The sequence below is a fragment of the Variovorax brevis genome (assembly GCF_030317105.1).
In the GTDB taxonomy this organism is placed as follows: domain Bacteria; phylum Pseudomonadota; class Gammaproteobacteria; order Burkholderiales; family Burkholderiaceae_C; genus Variovorax; species Variovorax brevis.
Window position 1 is genome coordinate 328,754 of record NZ_JASZYG010000001.1, and the last position, 19,563, is coordinate 348,316.

General features: G+C 64.9%; 23 protein-coding genes. 11 read left to right on the forward strand and 12 right to left on the reverse strand.

What is annotated here, in order from left to right; translation table 11 throughout:
- Window positions 1-18 precede the first annotated feature (18 nt).
- The 4 genes from QTI66_RS01315 to QTI66_RS01330 all read left to right on the forward strand — a co-directional run bounded on the left by QTI66_RS01315 (window position 19) and on the right by QTI66_RS01330 (window position 3,805).
- The gene (locus tag QTI66_RS01315; RefSeq protein ID WP_286556936.1) at window positions 19-1,524 is read left to right on the forward strand and encodes a leucyl aminopeptidase; all 1,506 of its coding nucleotides are present in this window, start codon (window positions 19-21) and stop codon (window positions 1,522-1,524) included.
- A complete protein-coding gene (locus QTI66_RS01320) occupies window positions 1,521-1,958 on the forward strand; it encodes a DNA polymerase III subunit chi (protein WP_286556937.1) in 438 nt (145 codons plus the stop codon). Before QTI66_RS01315 ends, QTI66_RS01320 begins: the two co-directional genes overlap by 4 nt.
- Entirely contained in the window at window positions 1,958-2,473 is a 516-nt protein-coding gene (locus tag QTI66_RS01325; protein ID WP_286556939.1) for a beta/alpha barrel domain-containing protein, read from the forward strand. The genes QTI66_RS01320 and QTI66_RS01325 overlap by 1 nt, the downstream gene beginning before the upstream one ends.
- 126 nt (window positions 2,474-2,599) lie before the next feature.
- Window positions 2,600-3,805 (forward strand): branched-chain amino acid ABC transporter substrate-binding protein, encoded by a 1,206-nt coding sequence (locus QTI66_RS01330; RefSeq protein WP_286556940.1) that lies wholly within the window; start codon window positions 2,600-2,602, stop codon window positions 3,803-3,805.
- A gap of 191 nt (window positions 3,806-3,996) precedes the next feature.
- Here QTI66_RS01330 and QTI66_RS01335 read toward each other — a convergent pair whose 3' ends face one another.
- Complete coding sequence (locus QTI66_RS01335; protein WP_286556942.1) at window positions 3,997-4,281, reverse strand: hypothetical protein; 285 nt, start codon at window positions 4,279-4,281, stop codon at window positions 3,997-3,999.
- A 124-nt stretch (window positions 4,282-4,405) separates the two neighbouring features.
- Between QTI66_RS01335 and QTI66_RS01340 the strand changes: the two genes are divergently transcribed.
- Window positions 4,406-5,206, forward strand: coding sequence for a molybdate ABC transporter substrate-binding protein (locus QTI66_RS01340; RefSeq protein ID WP_286556943.1), 801 nt, complete (start codon window positions 4,406-4,408; stop codon window positions 5,204-5,206).
- Window positions 5,207-5,246: 40 nt separating this feature from the next.
- Here QTI66_RS01340 and QTI66_RS01345 read toward each other — a convergent pair whose 3' ends face one another.
- From QTI66_RS01345 to QTI66_RS01375, 7 genes are all read right to left on the reverse strand, one after another.
- A complete protein-coding gene (locus QTI66_RS01345; RefSeq protein ID WP_286556945.1) occupies window positions 5,247-5,990 on the reverse strand; it encodes an amino acid ABC transporter ATP-binding protein in 744 nt (247 codons plus the stop codon).
- Window positions 5,965-6,714, reverse strand: coding sequence for an amino acid ABC transporter permease (locus QTI66_RS01350; protein WP_286556947.1), 750 nt, complete (start codon window positions 6,712-6,714; stop codon window positions 5,965-5,967). The genes QTI66_RS01345 and QTI66_RS01350 overlap by 26 nt, the downstream gene beginning before the upstream one ends.
- A 10-nt stretch (window positions 6,715-6,724) precedes the next feature.
- Window positions 6,725-7,420, reverse strand: a complete 696-nt coding sequence (locus tag QTI66_RS01355; RefSeq protein WP_286556948.1) for an amino acid ABC transporter permease — start codon at window positions 7,418-7,420, stop codon at window positions 6,725-6,727.
- A gap of 75 nt (window positions 7,421-7,495) precedes the next feature.
- The gene (locus QTI66_RS01360; RefSeq protein WP_286556950.1) at window positions 7,496-8,323 is read right to left on the reverse strand and encodes an ABC transporter substrate-binding protein; all 828 of its coding nucleotides are present in this window, start codon (window positions 8,321-8,323) and stop codon (window positions 7,496-7,498) included.
- Window positions 8,324-8,511: 188 nt separating this feature from the next.
- Window positions 8,512-8,907, reverse strand: coding sequence for a nuclear transport factor 2 family protein (locus tag QTI66_RS01365; RefSeq protein ID WP_286556952.1), 396 nt, complete (start codon window positions 8,905-8,907; stop codon window positions 8,512-8,514).
- Window positions 8,908-9,088: 181 nt separating this feature from the next.
- Entirely contained in the window at window positions 9,089-10,180 is a 1,092-nt protein-coding gene (locus QTI66_RS01370; protein WP_286556955.1) for an OmpA family protein, read from the reverse strand.
- Window positions 10,181-10,403: 223 nt separating this feature from the next.
- Complete coding sequence (locus tag QTI66_RS01375; RefSeq protein WP_286556957.1) at window positions 10,404-11,009, reverse strand: class I SAM-dependent methyltransferase; 606 nt, start codon at window positions 11,007-11,009, stop codon at window positions 10,404-10,406.
- Between the two features lie 194 nt (window positions 11,010-11,203).
- On the opposite strand from QTI66_RS01375, the gene QTI66_RS01380 reads away from it, so the two are divergent.
- Together QTI66_RS01380 and QTI66_RS01385 are read left to right on the forward strand one after the other, a co-directional pair.
- Window positions 11,204-12,046: a YihY family inner membrane protein gene (locus QTI66_RS01380; protein WP_286556958.1), complete on the forward strand. Its 843-nt coding sequence runs from the start codon at window positions 11,204-11,206 to the stop codon at window positions 12,044-12,046.
- Window positions 12,043-12,393 carry a hypothetical protein gene (locus QTI66_RS01385; protein ID WP_286556961.1) on the forward strand — a complete coding sequence of 117 codons (351 nt, stop codon included), beginning with the start codon at window positions 12,043-12,045 and terminating at the stop codon, window positions 12,391-12,393. Before QTI66_RS01380 ends, QTI66_RS01385 begins: the two co-directional genes overlap by 4 nt.
- A gap of 318 nt (window positions 12,394-12,711) precedes the next feature.
- Here the strand turns inward: QTI66_RS01385 and QTI66_RS01390 are convergent, their stop codons facing one another.
- Window positions 12,712-13,437 carry an oxygen-binding di-iron domain-containing protein gene (locus QTI66_RS01390; protein ID WP_286556963.1) on the reverse strand — a complete coding sequence of 242 codons (726 nt, stop codon included), beginning with the start codon at window positions 13,435-13,437 and terminating at the stop codon, window positions 12,712-12,714.
- A gap of 119 nt (window positions 13,438-13,556) precedes the next feature.
- Here QTI66_RS01390 and QTI66_RS01395 point away from each other — a divergent pair, with 119 nt between their 5' ends.
- The 3 genes from QTI66_RS01395 to QTI66_RS01405 all read left to right on the forward strand — a co-directional run bounded on the left by QTI66_RS01395 (window position 13,557) and on the right by QTI66_RS01405 (window position 16,292).
- Window positions 13,557-14,138 carry an RNA polymerase sigma factor gene (locus QTI66_RS01395; protein WP_286556966.1) on the forward strand — a complete coding sequence of 194 codons (582 nt, stop codon included), beginning with the start codon at window positions 13,557-13,559 and terminating at the stop codon, window positions 14,136-14,138.
- On the forward strand, window positions 14,135-14,710 hold the full coding sequence (locus QTI66_RS01400; protein ID WP_286556968.1) for an anti-sigma factor family protein: 576 nt from the start codon (window positions 14,135-14,137) through the stop codon (window positions 14,708-14,710). The genes QTI66_RS01395 and QTI66_RS01400 overlap by 4 nt, the downstream gene beginning before the upstream one ends.
- A gap of 79 nt (window positions 14,711-14,789) precedes the next feature.
- Window positions 14,790-16,292 carry an extracellular catalytic domain type 2 short-chain-length polyhydroxyalkanoate depolymerase gene (locus tag QTI66_RS01405; protein ID WP_286556969.1) on the forward strand — a complete coding sequence of 501 codons (1,503 nt, stop codon included), beginning with the start codon at window positions 14,790-14,792 and terminating at the stop codon, window positions 16,290-16,292.
- Between the two features lie 7 nt (window positions 16,293-16,299).
- Here the strand turns inward: QTI66_RS01405 and QTI66_RS01410 are convergent, their stop codons facing one another.
- On the reverse strand, window positions 16,300-16,779 hold the full coding sequence (locus QTI66_RS01410; protein WP_286556970.1) for a hypothetical protein: 480 nt from the start codon (window positions 16,777-16,779) through the stop codon (window positions 16,300-16,302).
- A gap of 243 nt (window positions 16,780-17,022) precedes the next feature.
- Here QTI66_RS01410 and QTI66_RS01415 point away from each other — a divergent pair, with 243 nt between their 5' ends.
- Complete coding sequence (locus QTI66_RS01415; RefSeq protein WP_286556972.1) at window positions 17,023-17,349, forward strand: hypothetical protein; 327 nt, start codon at window positions 17,023-17,025, stop codon at window positions 17,347-17,349.
- Between the two features lie 6 nt (window positions 17,350-17,355).
- Here QTI66_RS01415 and QTI66_RS01420 read toward each other — a convergent pair whose 3' ends face one another.
- Window positions 17,356-18,876 carry a tripartite tricarboxylate transporter permease gene (locus tag QTI66_RS01420; RefSeq protein WP_286556974.1) on the reverse strand — a complete coding sequence of 507 codons (1,521 nt, stop codon included), beginning with the start codon at window positions 18,874-18,876 and terminating at the stop codon, window positions 17,356-17,358.
- A complete protein-coding gene (locus QTI66_RS01425; protein WP_286557790.1) occupies window positions 18,876-19,298 on the reverse strand; it encodes a tripartite tricarboxylate transporter TctB family protein in 423 nt (140 codons plus the stop codon). Before QTI66_RS01425 ends, QTI66_RS01420 begins: the two co-directional genes overlap by 1 nt.
- Window positions 19,299-19,563 lie beyond the last annotated feature (265 nt).

Genomic DNA, 19,563 nt, shown 5'->3' on the forward strand with positions numbered 1-19,563 from the left:
CTTGGGAAAAAAAGGATTATGGACTTTCAACTCAAGACCCTCTCTCTTTCTCAGTCCGCGGCCGACAAGGCTGACGCATTGATCGTCCTTGTTGCCGAGGGCGCGCTCCCGGCAAAAGACCCGTTGACAACGCTCATAGCCGATGCGCGCAAGTCGGGCGACCTGTCCGACAAGGCGGGCAAGGTGCTGAGTCTTTACAAACCGGTGCAGGGCGGGCCGTCTGCGGTCGTGCTGGTCTCGGTGGGTGATGGCAAGGCCTCGTCGGTGAGAAGCGGCGTGAGCGCCGGCATCGGTGCGGCCAAGGGCGGGAAGCCCAAGCGCGTGGTGGTGGTGTTCGCGCAAGCCGCCGATGAAGGCGCCGTGCGCGCCGCCGTGCTCGCGGCCTCGGACGCCAACTACGTCTACGTCGCCACCAAGTCCAAGGCCGAGCCGAGCACCCTGAAGACGGTCGTCATCGGGGTTCCGGATTCGCGCGCCGTGGCCAAGGCCTTCGACGAAGCGGTGGCCACGGCCGCCGGCGTCGAGTTTGCGAAGGAGTGGGGCAATCGACCCGCCAACTTCTGCACCCCGACGATGCTGGCCGACGCGGCTATGGAACTGGCTGGGTCGTCCAAAATCAAGTGCCAGGTGCTGGGCCACAAGGAAGTCACCAAGCTGGGCATGGGGGCCTTTGCCGGCGTGGCGCAGGGCTCGCACGAGCCACTGAAGTTCATCGTGCTGCACTACGCCGGCGCGGCGAAGGAGCAGGCGCCGGTCGCGCTGGTGGGCAAGGGCATCACCTTCGACACCGGTGGCGTCTCGCTCAAGCCGGCCGCCGAAATGGACGAAATGAAGTTCGACATGTGCGGCGCTGCCAGCGTGCTGGGCGTGTTCCGCGCACTGGCCGACATCAAGCCCGCCATCAACGTGGTGGGCCTCATTCCCACCTGCGAGAACATGAACGATGGCAAGGCCATCAAGCCTGGCGACGTGTTGACCAGCATGAGCGGCCAGACCATCGAGGTGCTCAACACCGACGCGGAAGGCCGCCTGATTCTTTGCGACGCGCTGACCTACGCCAAGCGCTTCTCGCCCGCCGCGGTGATCGACATTGCCACGCTCACCGGCGCCTGCGTGATCGCGCTGGGCGGCGTGCGCAGCGGCCTCTTCTCCACCGACGACGGCCTGGCCGCGGCGCTCGAAGCCGCCGGTGAAAGCTCGCTCGATCGCGTCTGGCGCATGCCGCTCGACGAAGACTACGGCGAAGGGCTCAAGAGCAACTTTGCGGACATGGCCAACATTGCGGGCAGGGCGGCGGGCGCCGTCACCGCCGCCAAGTTCCTGCAGAAGTTCACCAACGACTTTCCGTGGGCGCACCTGGACATTGCCGGCACGGCGTGGAAGAGCGGCGCTGCCAAGGGTTCGACCGGGCGGCCCGTGGGGCTGCTGGTGTCTTATCTGCTGGGTCGCGCTGCCGCTGACGCAGGCAAGGCCGCCGAGGCGCCGGCACGCAAAACGGGTCGCAAGTCGCGATCGACCGCGTGACCGGCATCGAGTTCCGCTTCAACGCCGCCGACAAGGTCGACTACGCCTGCCGGCTGCTGCGCAAGGCCGTGGCGGCCAAGGGCGCGCAATTGGTGGTCACGGCAGACCCCGTCACGCTCGGCGCCGTCGATGCCGCGCTGTGGCAGCTTTCGCCCACGGACTTCGTTGCGCATTGCCACGCCGACGCACAGAAGCAGGTGCTGAGCCGCTCACCCGTGGTGCTGGCGATTCCCAACGCAGGCTCGCTGCCGGATCGGCCTGTGCTCATCAATCTGTCGAGCGAGGTGCCCGTGGGCTTCGAGCGCTTCGAGCGGCTCATCGAGCTGGTGGGTTGCGATGAAGGCGAGCGGCAGGCCGGCCGCGTTCGCTGGCGGCACTACACCGAGCGCGGCTATGCCATGACGCGCATGGACCTGTCGGGGAAAGACGCCTGATGGCCACCACCGGCCGCACCCCGCCGCGCTTTGTGCCCACGCTCACGACGGTGGTGGAACTGCCGCCCGAGCTGCCCACCGGCACGGAGAACATGATCGACGACCTCGGCTTCTCTAGCATGCCCGAGCAGCCGCCGCCGGTCCTGTGGCAACCGCCGCCGCCCGTCGCCGCAGCGCCGCAAGCAACACTGGAAGAACCCTCTCAAGAACACTCGCAGGAACACTCGCAAAAACCGCCTCTTGCCCAGACCGCCATCCAGGTATCCGAAGAGGACGCCTTCCGTCTTGAAGAGCAACTGCTGCACCGCGTTCTTCAGCGTGTAGACCTTTCGTTGGAAGAGCGACTGACGGACACGGTGTCGGCCGCAGTGCAGCGCCAGCTCGACGTGATGCTGCCGCGTTTGCGTTCAGAAATCGAGACGGTTTTGCGATCGCTGGTCGTTGAAGCGCTGGCTCAGGAACTTTCCGAAAACACAGGGTCTACGCCAGCATTCCGGCCATCAACCTTCGGCTAAACTGCGCCGCGTTCAGGTGCACGGGCACCATGAACGGGCGCGGCGCGGAACTTGCTCAGCACCTGCGCCCGGTTTCACAACCGGTTTTTTTTACTCTCTCTCTTATCCATATCCTGGAGGTTTCCCATGCAATTGAAATGGACTGCAGTAGCACTGGCTGCACTTACGCTCGTGGCTTGCGGCAAGAAGGAAGAAGCCGCTGCGCCCGCCGCAGCGCCGGCGCCCACTGCGGCAGCGCCTGCGGCTGCGCCTCCCGCTGGAGCGCTCGTCGTCAAGATCGGCCACGTCGGCCCGACCAGCGGCGCCATTGCCCACCTGGGCAAGGACAACGAACTCGGTGCCAAGATGGCCATCGAAGACCTGAACGCAAAGGGCATCAAGATCGGTGACAAGGTTGCCAAGTTCGAACTGCTGGCCGAAGACGACGCTGGCGATCCGAAGCAAGGCACCGCAGTTGCGCAGAAGCTGGTTGACAGCAAGGTCAACGGCGTCGTGGGTCACCTGAACTCGGGCACCACCATCCCCGCTTCCAAGCTGTACAGCGACGCTGGCATCCCCCAGATCTCGCCGTCGGCCACGAACCCCAAGTACACGCGTCAAGGCTACAAGACCACGTTCCGCGTGGTGGCTGACGACACGCAGCTCGGCGGCACGCTGGGCAAGTACGCTGTCGAAACGCTCAAGGGCAAGAACATTGCCGTGATCGACGACCGCACCGCTTACGGCCAGGGCGTGGCTGAAGAGTTCGAAAAGGCAGCCAAGGCTGCTGGCGGCACCATCGTCGGCCACGAGTTCACCACCGACAAGTCGACCGACTTCAACGCCATCCTGACCAAGCTCAAGGGCGAAAAGCCTGACGTCCTGTTCTTCGGCGGCATGGACGCTGTCGGCGGCCCGATGCTCAAGCAAGTCAAGCAACTGGGCATGACCGTCAAGTTCATGGGCGGCGACGGCCTGTGCACGGGCGAACTGGCCAAGCTGGCTGGCGATGCCATCGGCGAAGACATGGTGGTGTGCGCTGAAGCCGGCGGCGTTGAAGGCGACTTCAAGCAACCGCTGGAAGACTTCAAGGCCAAGTTCAAGGCCAAGAACGGTGTTGAAGTGCAGATCTACGCGCCGTACGTCTATGACGCCGTGAACGTTCTGGCTGACTCGATGGTTCGCGCCGGCTCGGCCGATCCGGAAAAGTACCTGCCTGAAGTTGGCAAGACCAACTACAAGGGCGTGACCGGCCCGATCGCCTTCGACGAAAAGGGCGACATCAAGAACGGCGCGCTGACGCTCTACACCTACAAGGGTGGCCAGCGTACGCAAATCGCAGTCGTGCGCTGAGCAGGGAGCGGCGCGAGCCGCTTCACGCAACGAAAAAAGGGCCTTCGGGCCCTTTTCTTTTTCTGCATGTGGATGGCGCGAGCGGCGCGCGAGACGCCCGGCGAAGGTGCAGGCGTTGCGCCATTTCGGTGTGCGCCGCGTCAAGCGGCGGCCGTTGCGGCCTTCACGCGGCCATTGCGGCGCTTGGGCGCCTATCGCGCGTTGATGACGCTCGTGACGTTGCCGTTCGTGTCGACCGTGCACTTGGAGCGCCGCCCCGTCGCGGTGTTGGTGAGCTGCACGTCGTAGACATCGTCCATCGAGGATGGGTTGGAACCATCGACCCTGAAGTTGTCGGCTGGCACCTTGTAGTAGCGCGCCGCCGCAGCCACGCAATTGTCCCGTCCTTCGAGCGGCGCGATCGTGCCTGGCGTGGCGCCGCAAGCGGCAAGAATGCAGCAGGAGGCGAGCAACAGGGGTGATGTGGTCCAGTGCATGAAGACTCCGTCGATCAGGTGTTCCTGAACATACAACAAAGGTCCGCATGCGGGGCTATGCATTTGCTTTCATAGCTCGCAAGGCCGGATGGCAATGGGGTCACAGCTTCGTAAAGTTGCGCCGATGAATGCACTCTCAAGCTCCGGCCTTGCGTTGGCCGCCGTCGTGGCTGTTTCGGCGGCGCACGCGCAGGCCGTTCAACTGTATGCGGCGGGCAGCCTGCGCGAATCATTGACCGACATCGCACGCCAGTACGAGTCCGACGGCGGCCAGCCCGTGAAGCTGACTTTCGGCGCGTCGGGCCTGCTGCGCGAACGCATCGAAAAAGGCGAGCCGGCGCAGGTGTTTGCATCGGCGGACATGCAGCATCCGCAGCGTCTGGCGCAAACCAACCAGTGGGATGCGCCGGTGGTTTTCGCACGCAACCTGATGTGCGTGCTGGCCTCGCCTTCGATCGACGTCAACTCCGGCACGCTGCTGGACGCGATGCTGGCGCCAGGCATTCGCGTGGGCACCTCCACACCCAAGGCGGATCCGTCCGGCGACTATGCGTGGGAGCTCTTCCGTCGCGCGGACGCCCTTCGCCCCGGCGCGTTCACGGCGCTGGATGCCAAGGCGCTCAAGCTGACCGGCGCGCCTGGTTCCGCGCAGCCGCCTGCCGGCCGCGGCACCTATGGGTGGATCATGGAAGAGGGCAAGGCCGACCTGTTCGTCACCTATTGCACCAATGCGGCTGCGGCGCTGCGCGAAGTGCCGCGGCTTCAACGCATCGAGGTGCCGGCTGACCTGCAGGTGGCTGCGAGCTACGGCCTCACGGTGCGCCGCGATGCAGGGGATGCAGCGGCGCGGCTGGTGCAGTACATCCTGTCCCCCGCGGCGCAGGCCGTGCTGCGGCGCTACGGTTTCGGCGCACCGGTGCCCTGAGGTTCGGCGGTTCGCCCGGTCCGCATACGTCGGCAGCAAATCACACCGCCGCCGCGAAGGGCGTGCGGATGTCCGCAAGAAACTGTTGCGCACGCGCGTGCTGCGGACGGTTGAAGAAGTCTTCCGGCGTCGCGCGCTCCAGCACCTTGCCTTCGTCCATGAACAGCACGCGGTCGGCGACGTCGCGCGCGAAGCCCATCTCGTGCGTGACGCAGACCATCGTCATGCCGTCGCGCGCCAGGTCGCGCATCACCAGCAGCACCTCGCCGACCATCTCGGGGTCCAGCGCGCTGGTCGGTTCGTCGAAGAGCATCAGCGGCGGCTGCATGGCCAGCGCCCGTGCAATCGCCACGCGCTGCTGCTGGCCGCCCGAAAGATCGGCGGGAAATGCGGCTGCCTTGTGCGCAAGGCCGACGCGCTCAAGCAGGGCCATCGCGCGCTCGTTGGCCTGCGCCTGCGAAAGGCCGCGCAGCTGCACCGGTGCCAGCGTGCAGTTCTGAAGCACGTTCAGGTGCGGGAACAGGTTGAACTGCTGGAAGACGAAGCCGATGTGCGAGCGGAACTCGTTGAGCTTGATGTCGCGCGCATGGATGTCCTTGCCATCGACGCGGATGGTGCCGGACTGGATCGGCTCCAGCCGGTTGACGGTGCGGATCAGCGTCGACTTGCCCGAGCCCGACGGCCCGCACACCACAACCACCTCGCCCTTGTTGACGGTCTCGGTGACATCGACGAGCGCGTGGTACGCGCCATACCACTTATTGACCTTCTCGAACTGGATCATAGGCAGTGACTTTCTGGAGCGCATCGCGCGGTGTGGGCCGCCTGGCCTGTTGCTGGACGAGCCGGCGTTCCAGCCAGTAGGCAATGCGCGAGAGCCCGAAGCAAAGGACAAAATAACTCAGGCCCAGGAAGAAGTACACCTCGGCCGGCTTGGTGAACACTTGCGAATTGATCTGCGACGCGATGAAGGAGACTTCGGTGAGCCCGATGATGTAGCCAAGTGACGTCTCCTTGATGGTGGAGACGAACTGGTTCACGAGCGAGGGCAGCATCGAGCGCACCGCCTGCGGAAGCACCACGAAGCGCATGCTGCGCCAGTAGCCCAGGCCGAGCGAGCGTGCGCATTCCACCTGCCCGCGTGGCACGCCCTGGATGCCGGCGCGAATGATCTCCGCAAGGTAGACGCCATCGAAGATCACCAGCGCGATCAGCATGGTGGTGAACTGGTCCGTCTTGTAGCCCGTTACGCTGGGCAGGAAGAAGTAGGCCCAGAAGACCACCATCAAGAGCGGCGTGCCGCGCACCACGAACACCAGCGCGGTGATCGGCACGCGAATCCAGGCGAAGGGGCTCACGCGTCCAATGCCCAGCAGCACGCCCACCGGCAACCCGAGCACCAGGCCCAGCGAGGCCAGCAGCACGGTCAACGCCAGTCCGCCCAGCGGTCCGTTGGGGTATTGGCCGATGAGGAAGTAAAGCCAGTAGGTGTCGATCAGTTGGAGCATCGATTCACCTTCAGGCAGGCCGCGCCGGGAAGCGCTGCTGGTACCAGGCCGCCAGCCCGGTGATGAGGAGCGACACCGTCAGATAGGCGGCGGTCGCGAACCCGAAGGCTTCGAAGCTGCGAAAGGTCGCGCTCTCGACCTGGCCGGCCTGGTACATCATTTCGGCCGCGCCGATCACCGTCGCGATGCTGGTGTTCTTCCAGAGGTTGAGCGTCTGCGAAATGAGGGGCGGCACCGTGATGCGCAGCGCCTGCGGCAGGATCACGCGGCGCATCGTGGCCAGGAAGCCGAAGCCGAGCGCACGGCCGGCCTCGAACTGTACCGAAGGGATCGCGCGGATGCCGCTGCGGATGTCCTCGGCCATGTAGGCGGCGGTGTAGAGCGTCAGCGCAATGATCGCGCTCACCGCTTCGATGTTGCCCGAGTAGAGCCACGCCTTGATCCGTTCGGGCAAGAGCTCGGGTGCACCGAAATACCAGAACAGCATGTGGGCCAGCAAGGGGATGTTGCGGATCGATTCGACGTACGCAAAGCCGATCCAGCGCAGCGGCGCGGCGGGTGCCAGGCGCAGCAACGCCACGACCAGTGCGAGGGGCAACGCGAACACCAGCGTGGCCGCCGCAAGCTGCAGCGACAGCAGCAGCCCAGCCACGAGCATGTCGTGGTACTGGCCACGCAGGAGCATGGAAAAGTCGAAGACTGGCATACAGGACGAAGCCCCATCACGTGAAGTGATGGGGCCAGAGCTTAAGGCCGATCAGGCTGTTGAAGCGTGCTGTGCTCAGCCGTCGATCTTGTCGGTCTCGATCTTGAAGGGGCGCTTGTCGGACTTGGTCTTGGTCGTGGGCCCGAACCACTTGAAGTAGGTCCTCTCGGCCTCGCCGGACTTCTCCAGTTCGCGCAGGGTTTCGTCGACCACAGCCTTGAGGGCGGGCTCACCCTTCTTGATGCCGAGCGCCAGCGGCTCGACGCTCAGGTTGGTGGGCAGCATGGTGTAGTCCTTGCTGCGATCGCCCAGCTTGCCCATGTCGTCGACCAGGGACATTTCGTCGTTCACATAGGCAGCGCCCTTGCCCTGCTGCAATGCCAGGAAGGCCTGCTGGCTGGTCTCGAAGGTCACGACATCGACGTTGGGGACGGCCTTGCGGATGTTGGGCTCCTGCGTGCCGCCCTTGGCGGTGAGAACGCGCTTGCCGGCGAGTTGCGGCACGTCGGTGATGCCGCTGGCCTTCTTGACCAGCACCTTCTGGCCCGTCACGAAGGTGGTGAGCGAAAAGTCGATCTGCGACTCGCGCTCCTTGTTGTGCGTGAGCGAGGCGGCCAGCAGGTCGACGTGGCCTTGCTGAAGCTCGGGAATGCGCGCGGCCACGGCAATCTGCTTGTACACCGGCTTGACGCCGATCTTCCTGGCGACGGCTGCGCCGAGGTCGACTTCATAGCCGATCACTTCACGGGTCTTGGGATCGACGAAGCTGTTGGGCTCGTCCGTGCCGAGCACGCCGATGACGATCTGGCCTTTCTTCTTGATGTCGGCAAGTTGATCGGCTTGGGCAACGCCAGCCAGCATGAAAGAGGCGGCAACAATGGAGGCAATGAAGCGGATTCGCATGGTCAATTCTTTATTGAAGTATGGGTGATGGGCCCACGTTGGCCGACAGGTGCGGCCTCATCCCGACGCGAGCCTGTCAAGCGTAACGTCAAATTCGAACGATGCAAATCGCATATTCAAATGCCGCGGGCATCAGCCTTGGCGATGCCCGCGACGTTGAAGGTGCAACGCAGCGATTCAGTGCGTCGTCAATGCGCCGGCCCCGCGGGCGTCTCCGTGTGCATCACGCACCGCCAGCCATCGCCGGACCGAACCCAGGTCGATGAATCGACCATGTCCTGCGTCTCGCCCTTGCCGGACTTGCCGCGCGCGGAAACGCCTTGCTTCACGTGGTAAGTGAGGATGGCAGTCTTGTCGTTGGGGTACACGACGTCCATGTCGCTGAGTTCGAAAGACGTCAGCAGCATCGTTCCCTGCTCGGCCAACTTTCGATAGCCCGCGTGGTCGAAGGAAAACGCCCCGTGTGCACTGACCATCACCGCGGGCTCGTTGAGCATGGCGAGTGCTGCGTCGGTGTTCTGGTCCACCATCGATTGCCAGAACCGGGTTTCCAGATCAATAAGGGTCTTGTCTTGGGTTTGCATGGAATAGCTCCTTTTCGGGATAGGGCATTCCATCCTTTCACCGGATGGGCGGGCGGGGATCGGACGACGCACTGTCAGGCAGTAGAACTGCTCCTACGCCCCACCGCGCGCCGGGCCGCTCGCCGGCCTTCCTCGCAGCCGGCGCATGCTCTTGCAGCCGAACACCAGTCCGGCGCTGCGTTCAAGGCCCCTGTTCGCCCGTGGCGCGGATTTCGACGCGGCGATCGGGCTCCAGGCAGGCAATGAGCGCCGTGCGGTTCTTCGCCTTGCCCTGGCCCTTGCAATCGGCTTCCGTGACCTTGAGCTCGGTCTCACCGCGGCCTTCGGTCTGGATCACGTTGGCCGGCACGCCCTGCCTCACCAGGTGGTCACGCACGGCGTTCGCGCGGGCCACGGACAGGCGCTGGTTGTACTCGGTGCTGCCCAGCGGATCGGTGTATCCCACGATGACGATCGAGCGCGGCCGGAAGTTCGCGGCCTTGAGTTCCTGCAGCGCGGTGTCGAGGCGGGTGCGGCCAACAGGGGTCAACTCAGCCTTGTTGAACGCAAACGTACCGTCGGCTGCGATCTGGATATTTCGCGACGGCGGCGGCGGTGGCGGCGGAGGAGGCGGGGCGATCACCGCCGGCGGGGGCGAGGGCGGCGGCGCCTGTGCCACGCGCGGGGCCGGCCCGAGCGGGATCTGCAGGCCCACCGTGAAGAGCCAGTCGTCGAAGTGCCCCTGGTTGTTGATGAACCTGTTGCTGTTGTCGTCATAGCGGTAGCGCGCATCGGCCACCAGGCGGCCCCACGAGGCAAAGGGCCAGACGATGCCCAGGCCCGCATTGGCCATGAAACTCGTCTTGTTGTCGCTGCCCGTGGGCGTGCTCACCTTGTCATTGATGGCGCCGATGCCGGCCACGAGGTAGGGCTGCACGCTGCCCGGCTGCCAGGAGCGCAAGCCCTGGCGGCCCAGGAAGAACCACTGCGCGTCGAGCGAGGCGCTCCAGTTCTTGTATTTGGTGAGGTTGTTCAAGTCCGAATCGAGTTCCTCGTACTGGCTGCGCAACTCGATGTTCCAGTAGGGGCTGATCGGCTTGCCGACGGCCAGCCCGCCGCCCCAACCGTCGTCTGCACGGCGGTCGGTGTCCGGTTTGACGTAGGCGCCGAAAGGCGTGATGTACCAGCGGTCGTCGAAGTATTGTTGATCCGATGAGAAGACGGTCTGCGCATGGCAGGCGGCATAGGGAAGGGCAAGCACGCAGCAAGCCGCAATGGCGCGTCGGTTGAACATGAAAAGCCTCACGAAGTAGGGTGTTGATCAGGACCTTCAGCCGCGTTCATTGAAGCCGAAAAACACATGCGACCAAATCGCAGCTTGCAGTACACGCAACCGAGTGTTGCCCTGCGGTGTGGGTGACCACTTGCAGTTGCAAATCTTGCAGCGATTCAACCGCTCGAGTGGCGTGTCGGCAACGTCGCCAGTGCCACCCCCTTGCGCGACGACGGGTTCGCAACTATTGCGCCGCGCACTCCAGCGCGAACAGCGGCACATCCGAGCGCCGGCTGAGCCACATGCCACCGCCCAGTTCCCTGAACTGCCGCGACAGGCCGCGCCGGTACACCTCGGCGCGGTGACGAAAGAGTTGCGGGTCGGTCAGGTCTTCGTCCACGATGTCGCGTTCGTAGTCCTCTTGCGTCACGACCTCCAGGTAGAGGGCGCCCTTGCTCAACGCACCGAGGTTGCGCAGCGCGCGCTTCAGGTCCGGCGGGCTCAGGTAGGCCAGCACGCCTTGGCAGATGACCAAGTCGAAGGGCTCCCCGGCCTGGTAATCCACCACCGAACCGCGCTCCCAGCCGTAGCGCTTGCACAGGTACTCGCTGACCTCCACGCCATGAAAGCTGGCCTGCGGGAAGTGCCTCGCCACGATGTCACGCCACAGCCCGACGCCGCAGCCCACGTCCAGCACCCGGCGCACCGGCACACGCAGGTATTTCAGATAGGAGCAGACAAAGGCCCCCAGGCGCTCCACGTGCAGCGGGTCCGCCACCTTGGTCTTCTTGTCGAAGTAGTAGCGTTGGTAGTAGGACTCGTCGAAAGTGGCGGCGTCAACCGATTCCATGTGGGGATCCTTTGCCGGGGTGTCGGTCCCAGGCGCCTGCTTTTGGCAAGCGTCTGGGGAACGAACGAAAGCTGGGATTGTGGCGGTCCGCGACAGACGCCCCGAGGGCCGCAGGGAAGAGCCTTCACAATCGCCGTCCAGCGGCAGAAGTCTTTCGCGCCGCCAAACCAGTTGTGTTCCCCCACCCGCGATCCATGTTGACCCTGACCCGCTTGACCATTCACCGCGCCAGGAAAGAGCGCTTGCCCCAGGTTGCCGGGAGCCTGACGTTCACGACCTTGCTGTCCATCGTGCCCTTGCTGGCGGCGAGCTTTGCGCTGTTCATGCGCTTCCCGATGTTCAGGCGCTTCAAGGACGCGCTTCAGGACCTGCTGCTCAGCCGGCTGCTGCCAGCCGACATCGCACGCACGGTGCTGAAGTACCTGAACCAGTTCGCCGCCAACGCCAGCGGCCTGACGTGGATTGGCTCGCTCTTCCTGCTGTGCACGGCCGTCGCGATGTTGCTGACCGTGGAGAACGCGATGAACCAGATGTGGGAGGTCAGGAAGAACAGGCCCTTCTTCAAGCGGGTTGGCTTGTACCTGATCGTGCTGGCGGTCGGGCCGCCCGTGCTGGGTTTGAGCTTGTGGGCCACCTCGTATCTGCTGGGCATTTCGATCGGGCTGATCGGCGCGCCGCCGCCTTCCCTGGCGTTCGTGCTTGACCTCGGGCCCTTCATGCTCGGCGTGACTGCACTGACCAGCCTGTTCTACTTCGTTCCGAACACCACGGTGCGGCTGCGCGACGCCGTCGCGGGCGGCGTGACGGCCAGCCTGGCCTTTGAACTGGGCAAGCGCGGCTTTACCGCTTACCTCGTCAAGGTGCCGACGTACAAGGCGCTGTACGGGGCCTTCGCGGTGCTTCCGATGTTCCTGCTGTGGGTGTACTTCTCGTGGCTGGTCACGCTGGTGGCGGCGATGATGACTGCCAACCTGGCGCAGGGGCGGCGGCGAGCGGGTGGCGCAAGGCCCGTGCGTGCTCAGGTGTCTGCGCGATGAGCGCTCCAGAACCTCGCCGCGCGTCGATCTGGAGTCGCTTCTGGTCGCCCAAGGGCTTGCTCGAGCAGGTTCCGCCCGGGGCGTCTGCAGGCGAAGCCGAAGCGGTCTATCGCAGGAACGACATCTGGCTCAAGACCTACATGGACATGTACATCTTGCGGTGGGGCGCATTGTGGGCGACGTCGCTGGCTGTGGCGCTTGTCTTGATGGACGAGCCGGGGCTTCTGTTCTTTCTCGCGCTGGCGTTGAACCTGACGGCCCTGGTGGGCTTGATCGTCATGGTCATGGTTTATCGACGCGCGTCCAGGGCCGTTCGGGACCGGATTCAGGACGACGGCAGGCGATGACGCGGTGTCAAGGTCGCGTGACGCACTGTGGACAAGCAGCGCACCGCGTTCGCGCATGCGCCCCACGTCGACCGGCGAAGTCGGCACCGAATTGGCGCACCACACAATGAAAAAGTCGTTTGTGCAGTGCACCATTTCGAGAAAGTCAAGCCTTGGTTGTCCACCCTGGCGGTGGACGACTCTGTGGATATCTCGTGGTGGGGTGCTCCAAACCGGCGTGCTGCCTTGCGCCGGACAAAATGCACAGTGAATAGGCAGCGCCACGCTGCACAAATTCTTTCTTGTTGCACTGGCCCGCGCAGACTCGCGAACGTGCGATCAGCGCGCCCCGAGCGCTTCCGCCAGATGACGCAACATGGCACCTCCGTCGCCGCGCCATGCGCTTCCATGCATGCACGCCAGCGTGGTGGGCCGCTGGGCAGCCAGTCGCGCCAGGATCTCCCCGGTTTGCGGCGAATGCGCGTAGTAGTCCATCGCCTTTCGGAACTCCTCGCTCGGCCCAAGAATGTCCGACTCGATGAGCGCCGCTTCGCCATTGCCCGGCTGCGTGAACAGGTCGCCGCAGAAGAGGGTGCCGGTGCGCTCGTCCATCATCAGCCCGCATTCCCAGCCGTGCGGCACGTGCGGCGCGTCGAACCAGCGGAGGGTGTGCCGGCCGAGCGACAGCGTCTCGCCATCCGCCAGCGCGCGTGGCGGCCGGTCGGCCAGGTCGGTGATGGACACCATCGCCGCGACCTGGCTGCACAGGGGAGCGGCCTGCGGTGCGATGGCCAGCCACTGGTTGAGCGATCCGCACTCGTCCGCCTCGACATGCGAGAAGCTGATGTGGCGCAGCCCCGATGCCGGCATGACGGCATCGACCGCCTCGCGCACCAGCGGGAACAACTGCCGCAGCCCGGTGTGGAACAGCAGGGGCTCGTCATCGACCACAAGGTACTGGTTGAAGCTGAACGCGCCGCCCGGCAGCGCAAAGGGCGTGTTGATGCGGTAGATGCCATCGGCGATCTCGTGGATGCTGGTGCCGGACTCGTTGTTGGTGATCATCGAAATGCTCCTTGACGAAGGGTGTTGGGGACAGGATGTGTCACGAACCCGGCGCGCGTTACAGCGCGTGCGCTCTGCCGATTCTGCCGCTATGCTCGCGCCCCATGGAACGAGCTGCGATGTCCGTCGAGCTTGCGGCAGATGAGGACGCACCGTGCGAGGAGGCGTTCATCGCCATGCGCATTGCGGCCGCGGCGCCCGGGCTCGACCATTCAGCGGAGGCCGATTTCTATCGCCGCATGGCGCCGCGCGTGCGCCGCTACGGCTTGCGCCATTTGCGCGACGGGCACGCGGCCAACGACCTGATGCAACTCGTCATGGTGCGCGTCATCGAGCATCTGCGCGAGGGCAAGGTCCGTGAGCCGGGGCGCATCGTCTCTTTCGTATTCGGCACCTGCCGCATGGCGCTGCTGGAGCAACTGCGCGGCGAGTCGCGCCATGAAAGGCTGCTCGAACAGTGGGGCGACGTGCTGTCCGTGGCCGACATCTCCATCGAGCCGCGGCTGGACCACGAGCGCGTGGCCGACTGCCTGCAGCGCCTGGCCGAGCGCGAGCGCAGCGTGATCGTTCTCAGCTTCTACGAGGAGCGCACGGCCGACGATGTCGCTTCCATGCTCGGCACCACGGCTGGCAACGTCCGCGTGATGCGCCACCGCGGGCTGGCGCGCCTGCGCGACTGCGTCGGTGTGGGGCCGCAATGAACTCAGCGCCACCGGCCTGCCGCCAGCCAATCGCATTCGACACGCTCGTCGAGCATTGGCTTGGCGAACTCGACGATGCGCGCACACAGCAGGTCGACGAACACCTGCTCGGCTGCGATGCCTGCGGCGCGCAACTGGACGAAATCATCGCATTGGGCGAGGGTGTGCGAGGCGCCTTCAACGCCGGGCTGTTCGGCACGGCCGTTGGCGCGGATTTCCCGCGGCGGCTCTCCGGGCGGGGGCTTCGGCTGCGCGAGTACCGGGTCGAGCGCAACGGAAGTGTCAACTGCAGCATCGACCCGCAGGACGACGTGTTGATCAGCCGCTTGAGCGCGCCCTTGTCCGGCATCGAGCGGCTCGATCTCGTGCGGGTCGGCGTTCCGGGCGAGCCCGAGTTTCGCGCCGCCGACATTCCCTTCGACGCGGCCAGCGGCGAGGTGGTTTTCGTCATGCCTGCCGCGCGGCTCAGAAAGATGCCCTCCTACGTGGAGCACATGCGACTGGTCGCGGTCGACCCGTCGGGTGAGCGCCTGATTGGCGACTACACCTTCAACCATCGCGCGTCGGGCTGAGAGGCCATTGTCAGTGGCGCGCCGCCATCCGCAGCGGTCGCCCATCCCGGTCAAGGAAAAATTTCAAGGAGACAACCTGATGCGCAAGCTCGTTCTCGCCGCCGTCGCGGCCATGCTGCTGCCGGCGTTTCCGGCGCGGTCAGCAGTCCCGCTGCCAAAACTGAACATCGACACGACCGCCACGACCGTGTCGGGTCTGTCGTCGGGCGGCTTCATGGCCAACCAGCTCGGCTACGCCTATTCATCAACCTTCCGCGGCGTGGGCGTCTTTGCCGCCGGCCCGTACATGTGCGCGGGCCACAGCAACTACACGGCCTGCATGTACAACGCGTCCATCAGCACCCAGATGCTGAACACAATGCAGGCCGACATCAACAACTGGAGCGGCACGGCCATCGACAACAAGACAAACGTGGCGCAGCAGAAGGTCTACCTGTTCGTTGGCAACAGCGACACCACCGTCGGGCCGAACCCGATGAACGCTGTGCAGACGCAGTACACCGCGAACGGCGTGACGGCGGCCAACATGGAATACGTGAAGCGCGCCGGAGCGGCCCACACCTTTCCGACGGACTTCGATGCCACGGGCAACAACGGATGCGGCTCCGCCTCGTCGCCCTACATCAGCAACTGCAGCTACGACGGCGCCAAGGCGGTGCTGACCAAGCTCTACGGCCCGCTCAACGCCCGCAACGACGCGCCCGGCGCGGCCAACTACATCGAGTTCGACCAGACGGCCTTCACCAGCAACCCCGGCATGGCGCCGACTGGATGGGTCTACGTGCCTGCGGCCTGCGCGAACGGCACGACGGCCTGCCGTGTGCACGTGGCGCTGCACGGCTGCCAGCAGAACTACGCGACCGTCGGCGACCGCTTCATCAAGAACACCGGCTACAGCCGCTGGGCCGACACCAATCGCATCGTCGTGCTGTTCCCGCAGACGCGCGTGGACAACACCAGCCGCCCGACCTCCGCCAGCGGATCGCTCGCCAACCCGAATGGCTGCTGGGACTGGATCGGCTGGTATGGCAGCAACTTCGCGCAGCGCGCGGGCAGCCAGCAGGTGGCGATCAAGGCGATGGTCGACCAGCTGTCTTCGGGGAGCGGCGGGGGCGGGGGAGGCGGCGGCGGCGGCGCGTTGCCCGCACCGACCGGCGTCACGCTGTCTGCGGCAACGTCCAGCAGCATGACCATCGGCTGGAGCGCGGTGGCGGCCGCGCAGGGCTACAACGTCTACCGCAACGGCAGCAAGTCGAACACCTCGCCGGTTGCCGGGACCTCCTACACGGACACGGGCCTCGCAGCCGCCACGCAGTATTCGTGGACCGTTGCGGCCGTCGACGGGTCGGGGCTCGAAGGCGCCATGTCGGCGCCGGCCACAGGCACCACGTCCGGTGGCGAGGCGGCGGTGTGCTACACGGCGTCGAACTATGCGCACGTGAGCGCCGGCCGCGCGCACATGATCTTCGGATATGCCTACGCCAACGGCTCGAACCAGAACATGGGGCTGTGGAACGTGTTCTTCACGACGACACTGAAGCGCACGGGCGCCGACTACTACGTGATCGGCAGCTGCCCGTGATGACACATCACGCCGTCAGCCGCGTCGGCGTCGTGGCGGCGTCGTCGGGCGCCAGTTTCCTGAGCAGCGTCTCGTAGGCTTTCGGGTCGTCGCGCTTCAGCGCATCGATCTGTTCCTCGAGCCGTTGCAGGCGGGGTTTGCGCGCAGCGTCCTTGATGTCTTCGACGTCCTGCACGAGTTGCTCCAGGGCGACGACGCGTTCGTCCTGCTTCACCTTCTCGGGCAGGCGCTCCACCAGCAGCGCGACCGCGTCCAGCAGCCGTCCGATCTGGCGCCCGTAGCTGTGCTGCTGCAGCACGTCACGCTCGATGTCCGGTGCCGACGAGTTCACGTTGGTCACGCTGATGAGGCTGCCCACCGAAAAGTCGCTGCTGATCGGCTGGTAGAGATTGCGCGGCGCGAGCGCCGGCCAACTCCAGCCCTGGGGCCAGAACCACAAGCCATTGCTGGCCGCATCGCCCACCGTGCCGTTGCCCTTCGTTGCCATGCCGACTCCTGCGCGCCCGTTGGTGGCGCGGGGGGATCGTAGTGGGAATAGGTTGCCTGGGCGATTGCACTTAAGGCGTAGTGCAGGAGGCGAGGCGCGCGCCCGGACTATGATTTCCGCCCCGATCGATCCGCATTTTGACGAAGGTGCCGCAGTGCCGACGAATCCCCGAAGAAGGGCCGTGATGGGGCGCAAGCCTCTCAAGGACAACCTGCACCGCCCGGCCAAGCCGGGGCGCAACTGATGCCCCGCAAGGGACGCCACAGCGTCTATGTCGTCGAACTGGACGACCGCGTCTGGAACCACGGCCGCTTTCGGCGTGCCAATCCTGACTGGCAACTGGGCTGCCCCTTTGTCTATGTCGGCATGACGGGGCTGGACCCCGACCTGCGCTTCGACAAGCACAAGGCCGGCATCCAGGCCAACGCCTTCGTCACGGCCTACGGGCTGCGCCTGCTGCCCGAGCTCTACGAGCGCTTCAATCCGATGACCTACGAGGAGGCACGGTCGATGGAGGTCGAGCTGGGCATCGCGCTGCGCCGCAAGGGCTACGGCGTCTGGCAGGGATGACCCGGGCTATTCGTGGACCGGCGCGGGCTCCACATGGAGCGGACCGCGGGACTTGCGCAGCTTCATGAAGAACGCGATGGATTGCCACACCACCACGATGGCGATCACCGAGAGCAGCGTCGCGCTGATCGGGCGCGTGACGAAGCCGCTGAACGATCCTCGGCTGAGCAGCATCGCACGTCGGAAATTTTCTTCCAGCATCGGCCCCAGGATGAAGCCCAGCATCAGCGGTGCCGCCTCCATGTCCAGCCGCAGGAACATGTAGCCGATCAGGCCGAACACGGCGGTCGTGTAGATGTCGTCCAGGCTGTTGTTGATGCTGAAGGTGCCGATGCAGCAGAAAAACAAAATCGCCGGAAAGAGCACCGTGTAGGGGATCTTGAACACCGACAGCCAGTAGCGCACCAGCGGCACGTTCAGGACCACCAGGAAACAGTTGCCCACCCACATGCTGGCCACCAGGCCCCAGAAGAGGTCGGGGTGGCTGGCGATCATGTTCGGGCCGGGCTGGATGCCCTTGACGATGAAGGCCGCCATCATCAGCGCCATGACGGCGTTTTCCGGAATGCCAATGGCCATGAGCGGGATGAAGCTGGTGCGGGCCGCGGCTTCGTCTGCCGCCGCTTGCCCCGCCACGCCCTCGATGGCGCCGGTGCCGATTTCGTCCTTGTACTTGCTGAAGCGCTTGTCGGCGGCGTAGGCCGCAAACTGCGCGATCGTCGGGCCGCCACCGGGCAGGATGCCCAGGACGGAGCCAATCACGCTGCCGCGCAGGGCGCTGGGGATGATGCGCTTGAACTCGGGCCAGGTCGGGATGAGATTGATCTTGCCGTTGAAGGGTGTGAGCACGTTCTTGCTGTCGAGGTTTTTCACGACCTCCGCAATGCCGAAGCATCCCAGCGCGATGCTGATGAGGCCGATGCCATCCAGCAGGAAGGGCAGGTCCATGGTGTAGCGCGCCACGCCGCTGTTGACGTCGGTGCCGACCATGCCGAGCAGCACGCCGACCATGGCCATGGCCAGGCCGTTCAGCAGGCTGCCGCTGGAGACGAAGCTCACGCAGAAAAAGCCCAGCAGCATCAAGGCGCAATAGTCGGCCGGGCCGAACAGGAAGCCCACTTCGCCCAGCATCGGCGCCATGGTCGACAGCACGATGATGGCCACCGTGCCGCCGATGAAGCTGGAGATGCCCGCGGTGAACAAGGCCAGGCCGGTCTTGCCCTTGAGCGTCATCTGGTAGCCATCGATGCAGGCCACGATGCTGCTCGCATGCGGGATCTTCATCGTGATGGCGCTCACGCTGTCACCGTATTGCGCGCCGTAGTAGATGCCGGCCAGCATGATCAGCGCACCGCCGGTGGGAATGGAATAGGTCAGCGGCAGCAGCAGGCTGATGGTGGACAAGGGGCCCAAGCCCGGCAGCAAGCCCACCAGCGTGCCCACGGTGCAACCGAGGGCGCAATACAGCAGGTTCTGCAGCGTCAGGGCTTGTTCGAAGCCGAACGCGAGGTTGTGCAGGATGTCCATCAGTAGAGCGGCAGGTTAAGGCCGAGAAGGTCTTTGAAAGCAAAGGCCACGGCGACGAGGCCCACCGAGATCTTGATGTTGCGCACCACCGAATACGAGGTGCCCGCCAGGGTGGAGCAGAACACCAGGAACACGATGCCGAGGATCATGTTGATGAATTCCGACAGCACCGCGAAGCCGACCAGGCTCAGCAGGATCAGGGCGATGTTCTTGACGTTGTAGCTCAGGGGCACCTGCTCGACGAAGTGCGAGCGCACGACGGTGAGCAGGCCGATCACGAACAGGAAGGAGCTCACCATCAGCGGGAACAGCCCGGGGCCTGATCTGGCCAGCTCACCGATGTTGTACCTGAGCGCCACCACGCCAAAAAGCAGGGCGATGGCCATGAGGCACAGCCCCCTGACGAAGTTGCGGTTGCTCATGTTCATGGGGTGCGCTCCGGGGCGGGCCGATGGCCGCTGGGGTTGAAGGGGGCAGGGGCCACGGGTGTCTCCAATTCGTTGTGTTTTTCGTGACTTCGCTGCATTGGTTCATGCAGCCGGTGAGGCGTCACGGGTTGGAAACGATCGTATGGATGAGGGCTTTCAAACTGCTTTCGTTTTGCCCCACGCCCCTCGAAATACGTGTTATCACTAAGCGGGTTGCGGATCGCGTTCGCAGGCAACAGTTGCCAGGTTGACGCGTTCG

Excerpts from the sequence above, each read along its gene's own strand:
- QTI66_RS01325 (WP_286556939.1), top strand. The coding sequence starts at position 1,958 with ATGGCCACCACCGGCCGCACCCCGCCGCGCTTTGTGCCCACGCTCACG.
- QTI66_RS01335 (WP_286556942.1), bottom strand. The coding sequence starts at position 4,281 with ATGCACTGGACCACATCACCCCTGTTGCTCGCCTCCTGCTGCATTCTT.
- QTI66_RS01375 (WP_286556957.1), bottom strand. The coding sequence starts at position 11,009 with ATGGAATCGGTTGACGCCGCCACTTTCGACGAGTCCTACTACCAACGC.
- QTI66_RS01420 (WP_286556974.1), bottom strand. The coding sequence starts at position 18,876 with ATGGACATCCTGCACAACCTCGCGTTCGGCTTCGAACAAGCCCTGACG.
- QTI66_RS01345 (WP_286556945.1), bottom strand. The coding sequence starts at position 5,990 with ATGATCCAGTTCGAGAAGGTCAATAAGTGGTATGGCGCGTACCACGCG.
- QTI66_RS01380 (WP_286556958.1), top strand. The coding sequence starts at position 11,204 with ATGTTGACCCTGACCCGCTTGACCATTCACCGCGCCAGGAAAGAGCGC.
- QTI66_RS01395 (WP_286556966.1), top strand. The coding sequence starts at position 13,557 with ATGTCCGTCGAGCTTGCGGCAGATGAGGACGCACCGTGCGAGGAGGCG.
- QTI66_RS01355 (WP_286556948.1), bottom strand. The coding sequence starts at position 7,420 with ATGCCAGTCTTCGACTTTTCCATGCTCCTGCGTGGCCAGTACCACGAC.
- QTI66_RS01415 (WP_286556972.1), top strand. The coding sequence starts at position 17,023 with ATGCCCCGCAAGGGACGCCACAGCGTCTATGTCGTCGAACTGGACGAC.
- QTI66_RS01340 (WP_286556943.1), top strand. The coding sequence starts at position 4,406 with ATGAATGCACTCTCAAGCTCCGGCCTTGCGTTGGCCGCCGTCGTGGCT.
- QTI66_RS01330 (WP_286556940.1), top strand. The coding sequence starts at position 2,600 with ATGCAATTGAAATGGACTGCAGTAGCACTGGCTGCACTTACGCTCGTG.
- QTI66_RS01425 (WP_286557790.1), bottom strand. The coding sequence starts at position 19,298 with ATGAGCAACCGCAACTTCGTCAGGGGGCTGTGCCTCATGGCCATCGCC.
- QTI66_RS01365 (WP_286556952.1), bottom strand. The coding sequence starts at position 8,907 with ATGCAAACCCAAGACAAGACCCTTATTGATCTGGAAACCCGGTTCTGG.
- QTI66_RS01410 (WP_286556970.1), bottom strand. The coding sequence starts at position 16,779 with ATGGCAACGAAGGGCAACGGCACGGTGGGCGATGCGGCCAGCAATGGC.
- QTI66_RS01385 (WP_286556961.1), top strand. The coding sequence starts at position 12,043 with ATGAGCGCTCCAGAACCTCGCCGCGCGTCGATCTGGAGTCGCTTCTGG.
- QTI66_RS01405 (WP_286556969.1), top strand. The coding sequence starts at position 14,790 with ATGCGCAAGCTCGTTCTCGCCGCCGTCGCGGCCATGCTGCTGCCGGCG.
- QTI66_RS01350 (WP_286556947.1), bottom strand. The coding sequence starts at position 6,714 with ATGCTCCAACTGATCGACACCTACTGGCTTTACTTCCTCATCGGCCAA.
- QTI66_RS01360 (WP_286556950.1), bottom strand. The coding sequence starts at position 8,323 with ATGCGAATCCGCTTCATTGCCTCCATTGTTGCCGCCTCTTTCATGCTG.
- QTI66_RS01390 (WP_286556963.1), bottom strand. The coding sequence starts at position 13,437 with ATGATCACCAACAACGAGTCCGGCACCAGCATCCACGAGATCGCCGAT.
- QTI66_RS01400 (WP_286556968.1), top strand. The coding sequence starts at position 14,135 with ATGAACTCAGCGCCACCGGCCTGCCGCCAGCCAATCGCATTCGACACG.
- QTI66_RS01315 (WP_286556936.1), top strand. The coding sequence starts at position 19 with ATGGACTTTCAACTCAAGACCCTCTCTCTTTCTCAGTCCGCGGCCGAC.
- QTI66_RS01370 (WP_286556955.1), bottom strand. The coding sequence starts at position 10,180 with ATGTTCAACCGACGCGCCATTGCGGCTTGCTGCGTGCTTGCCCTTCCC.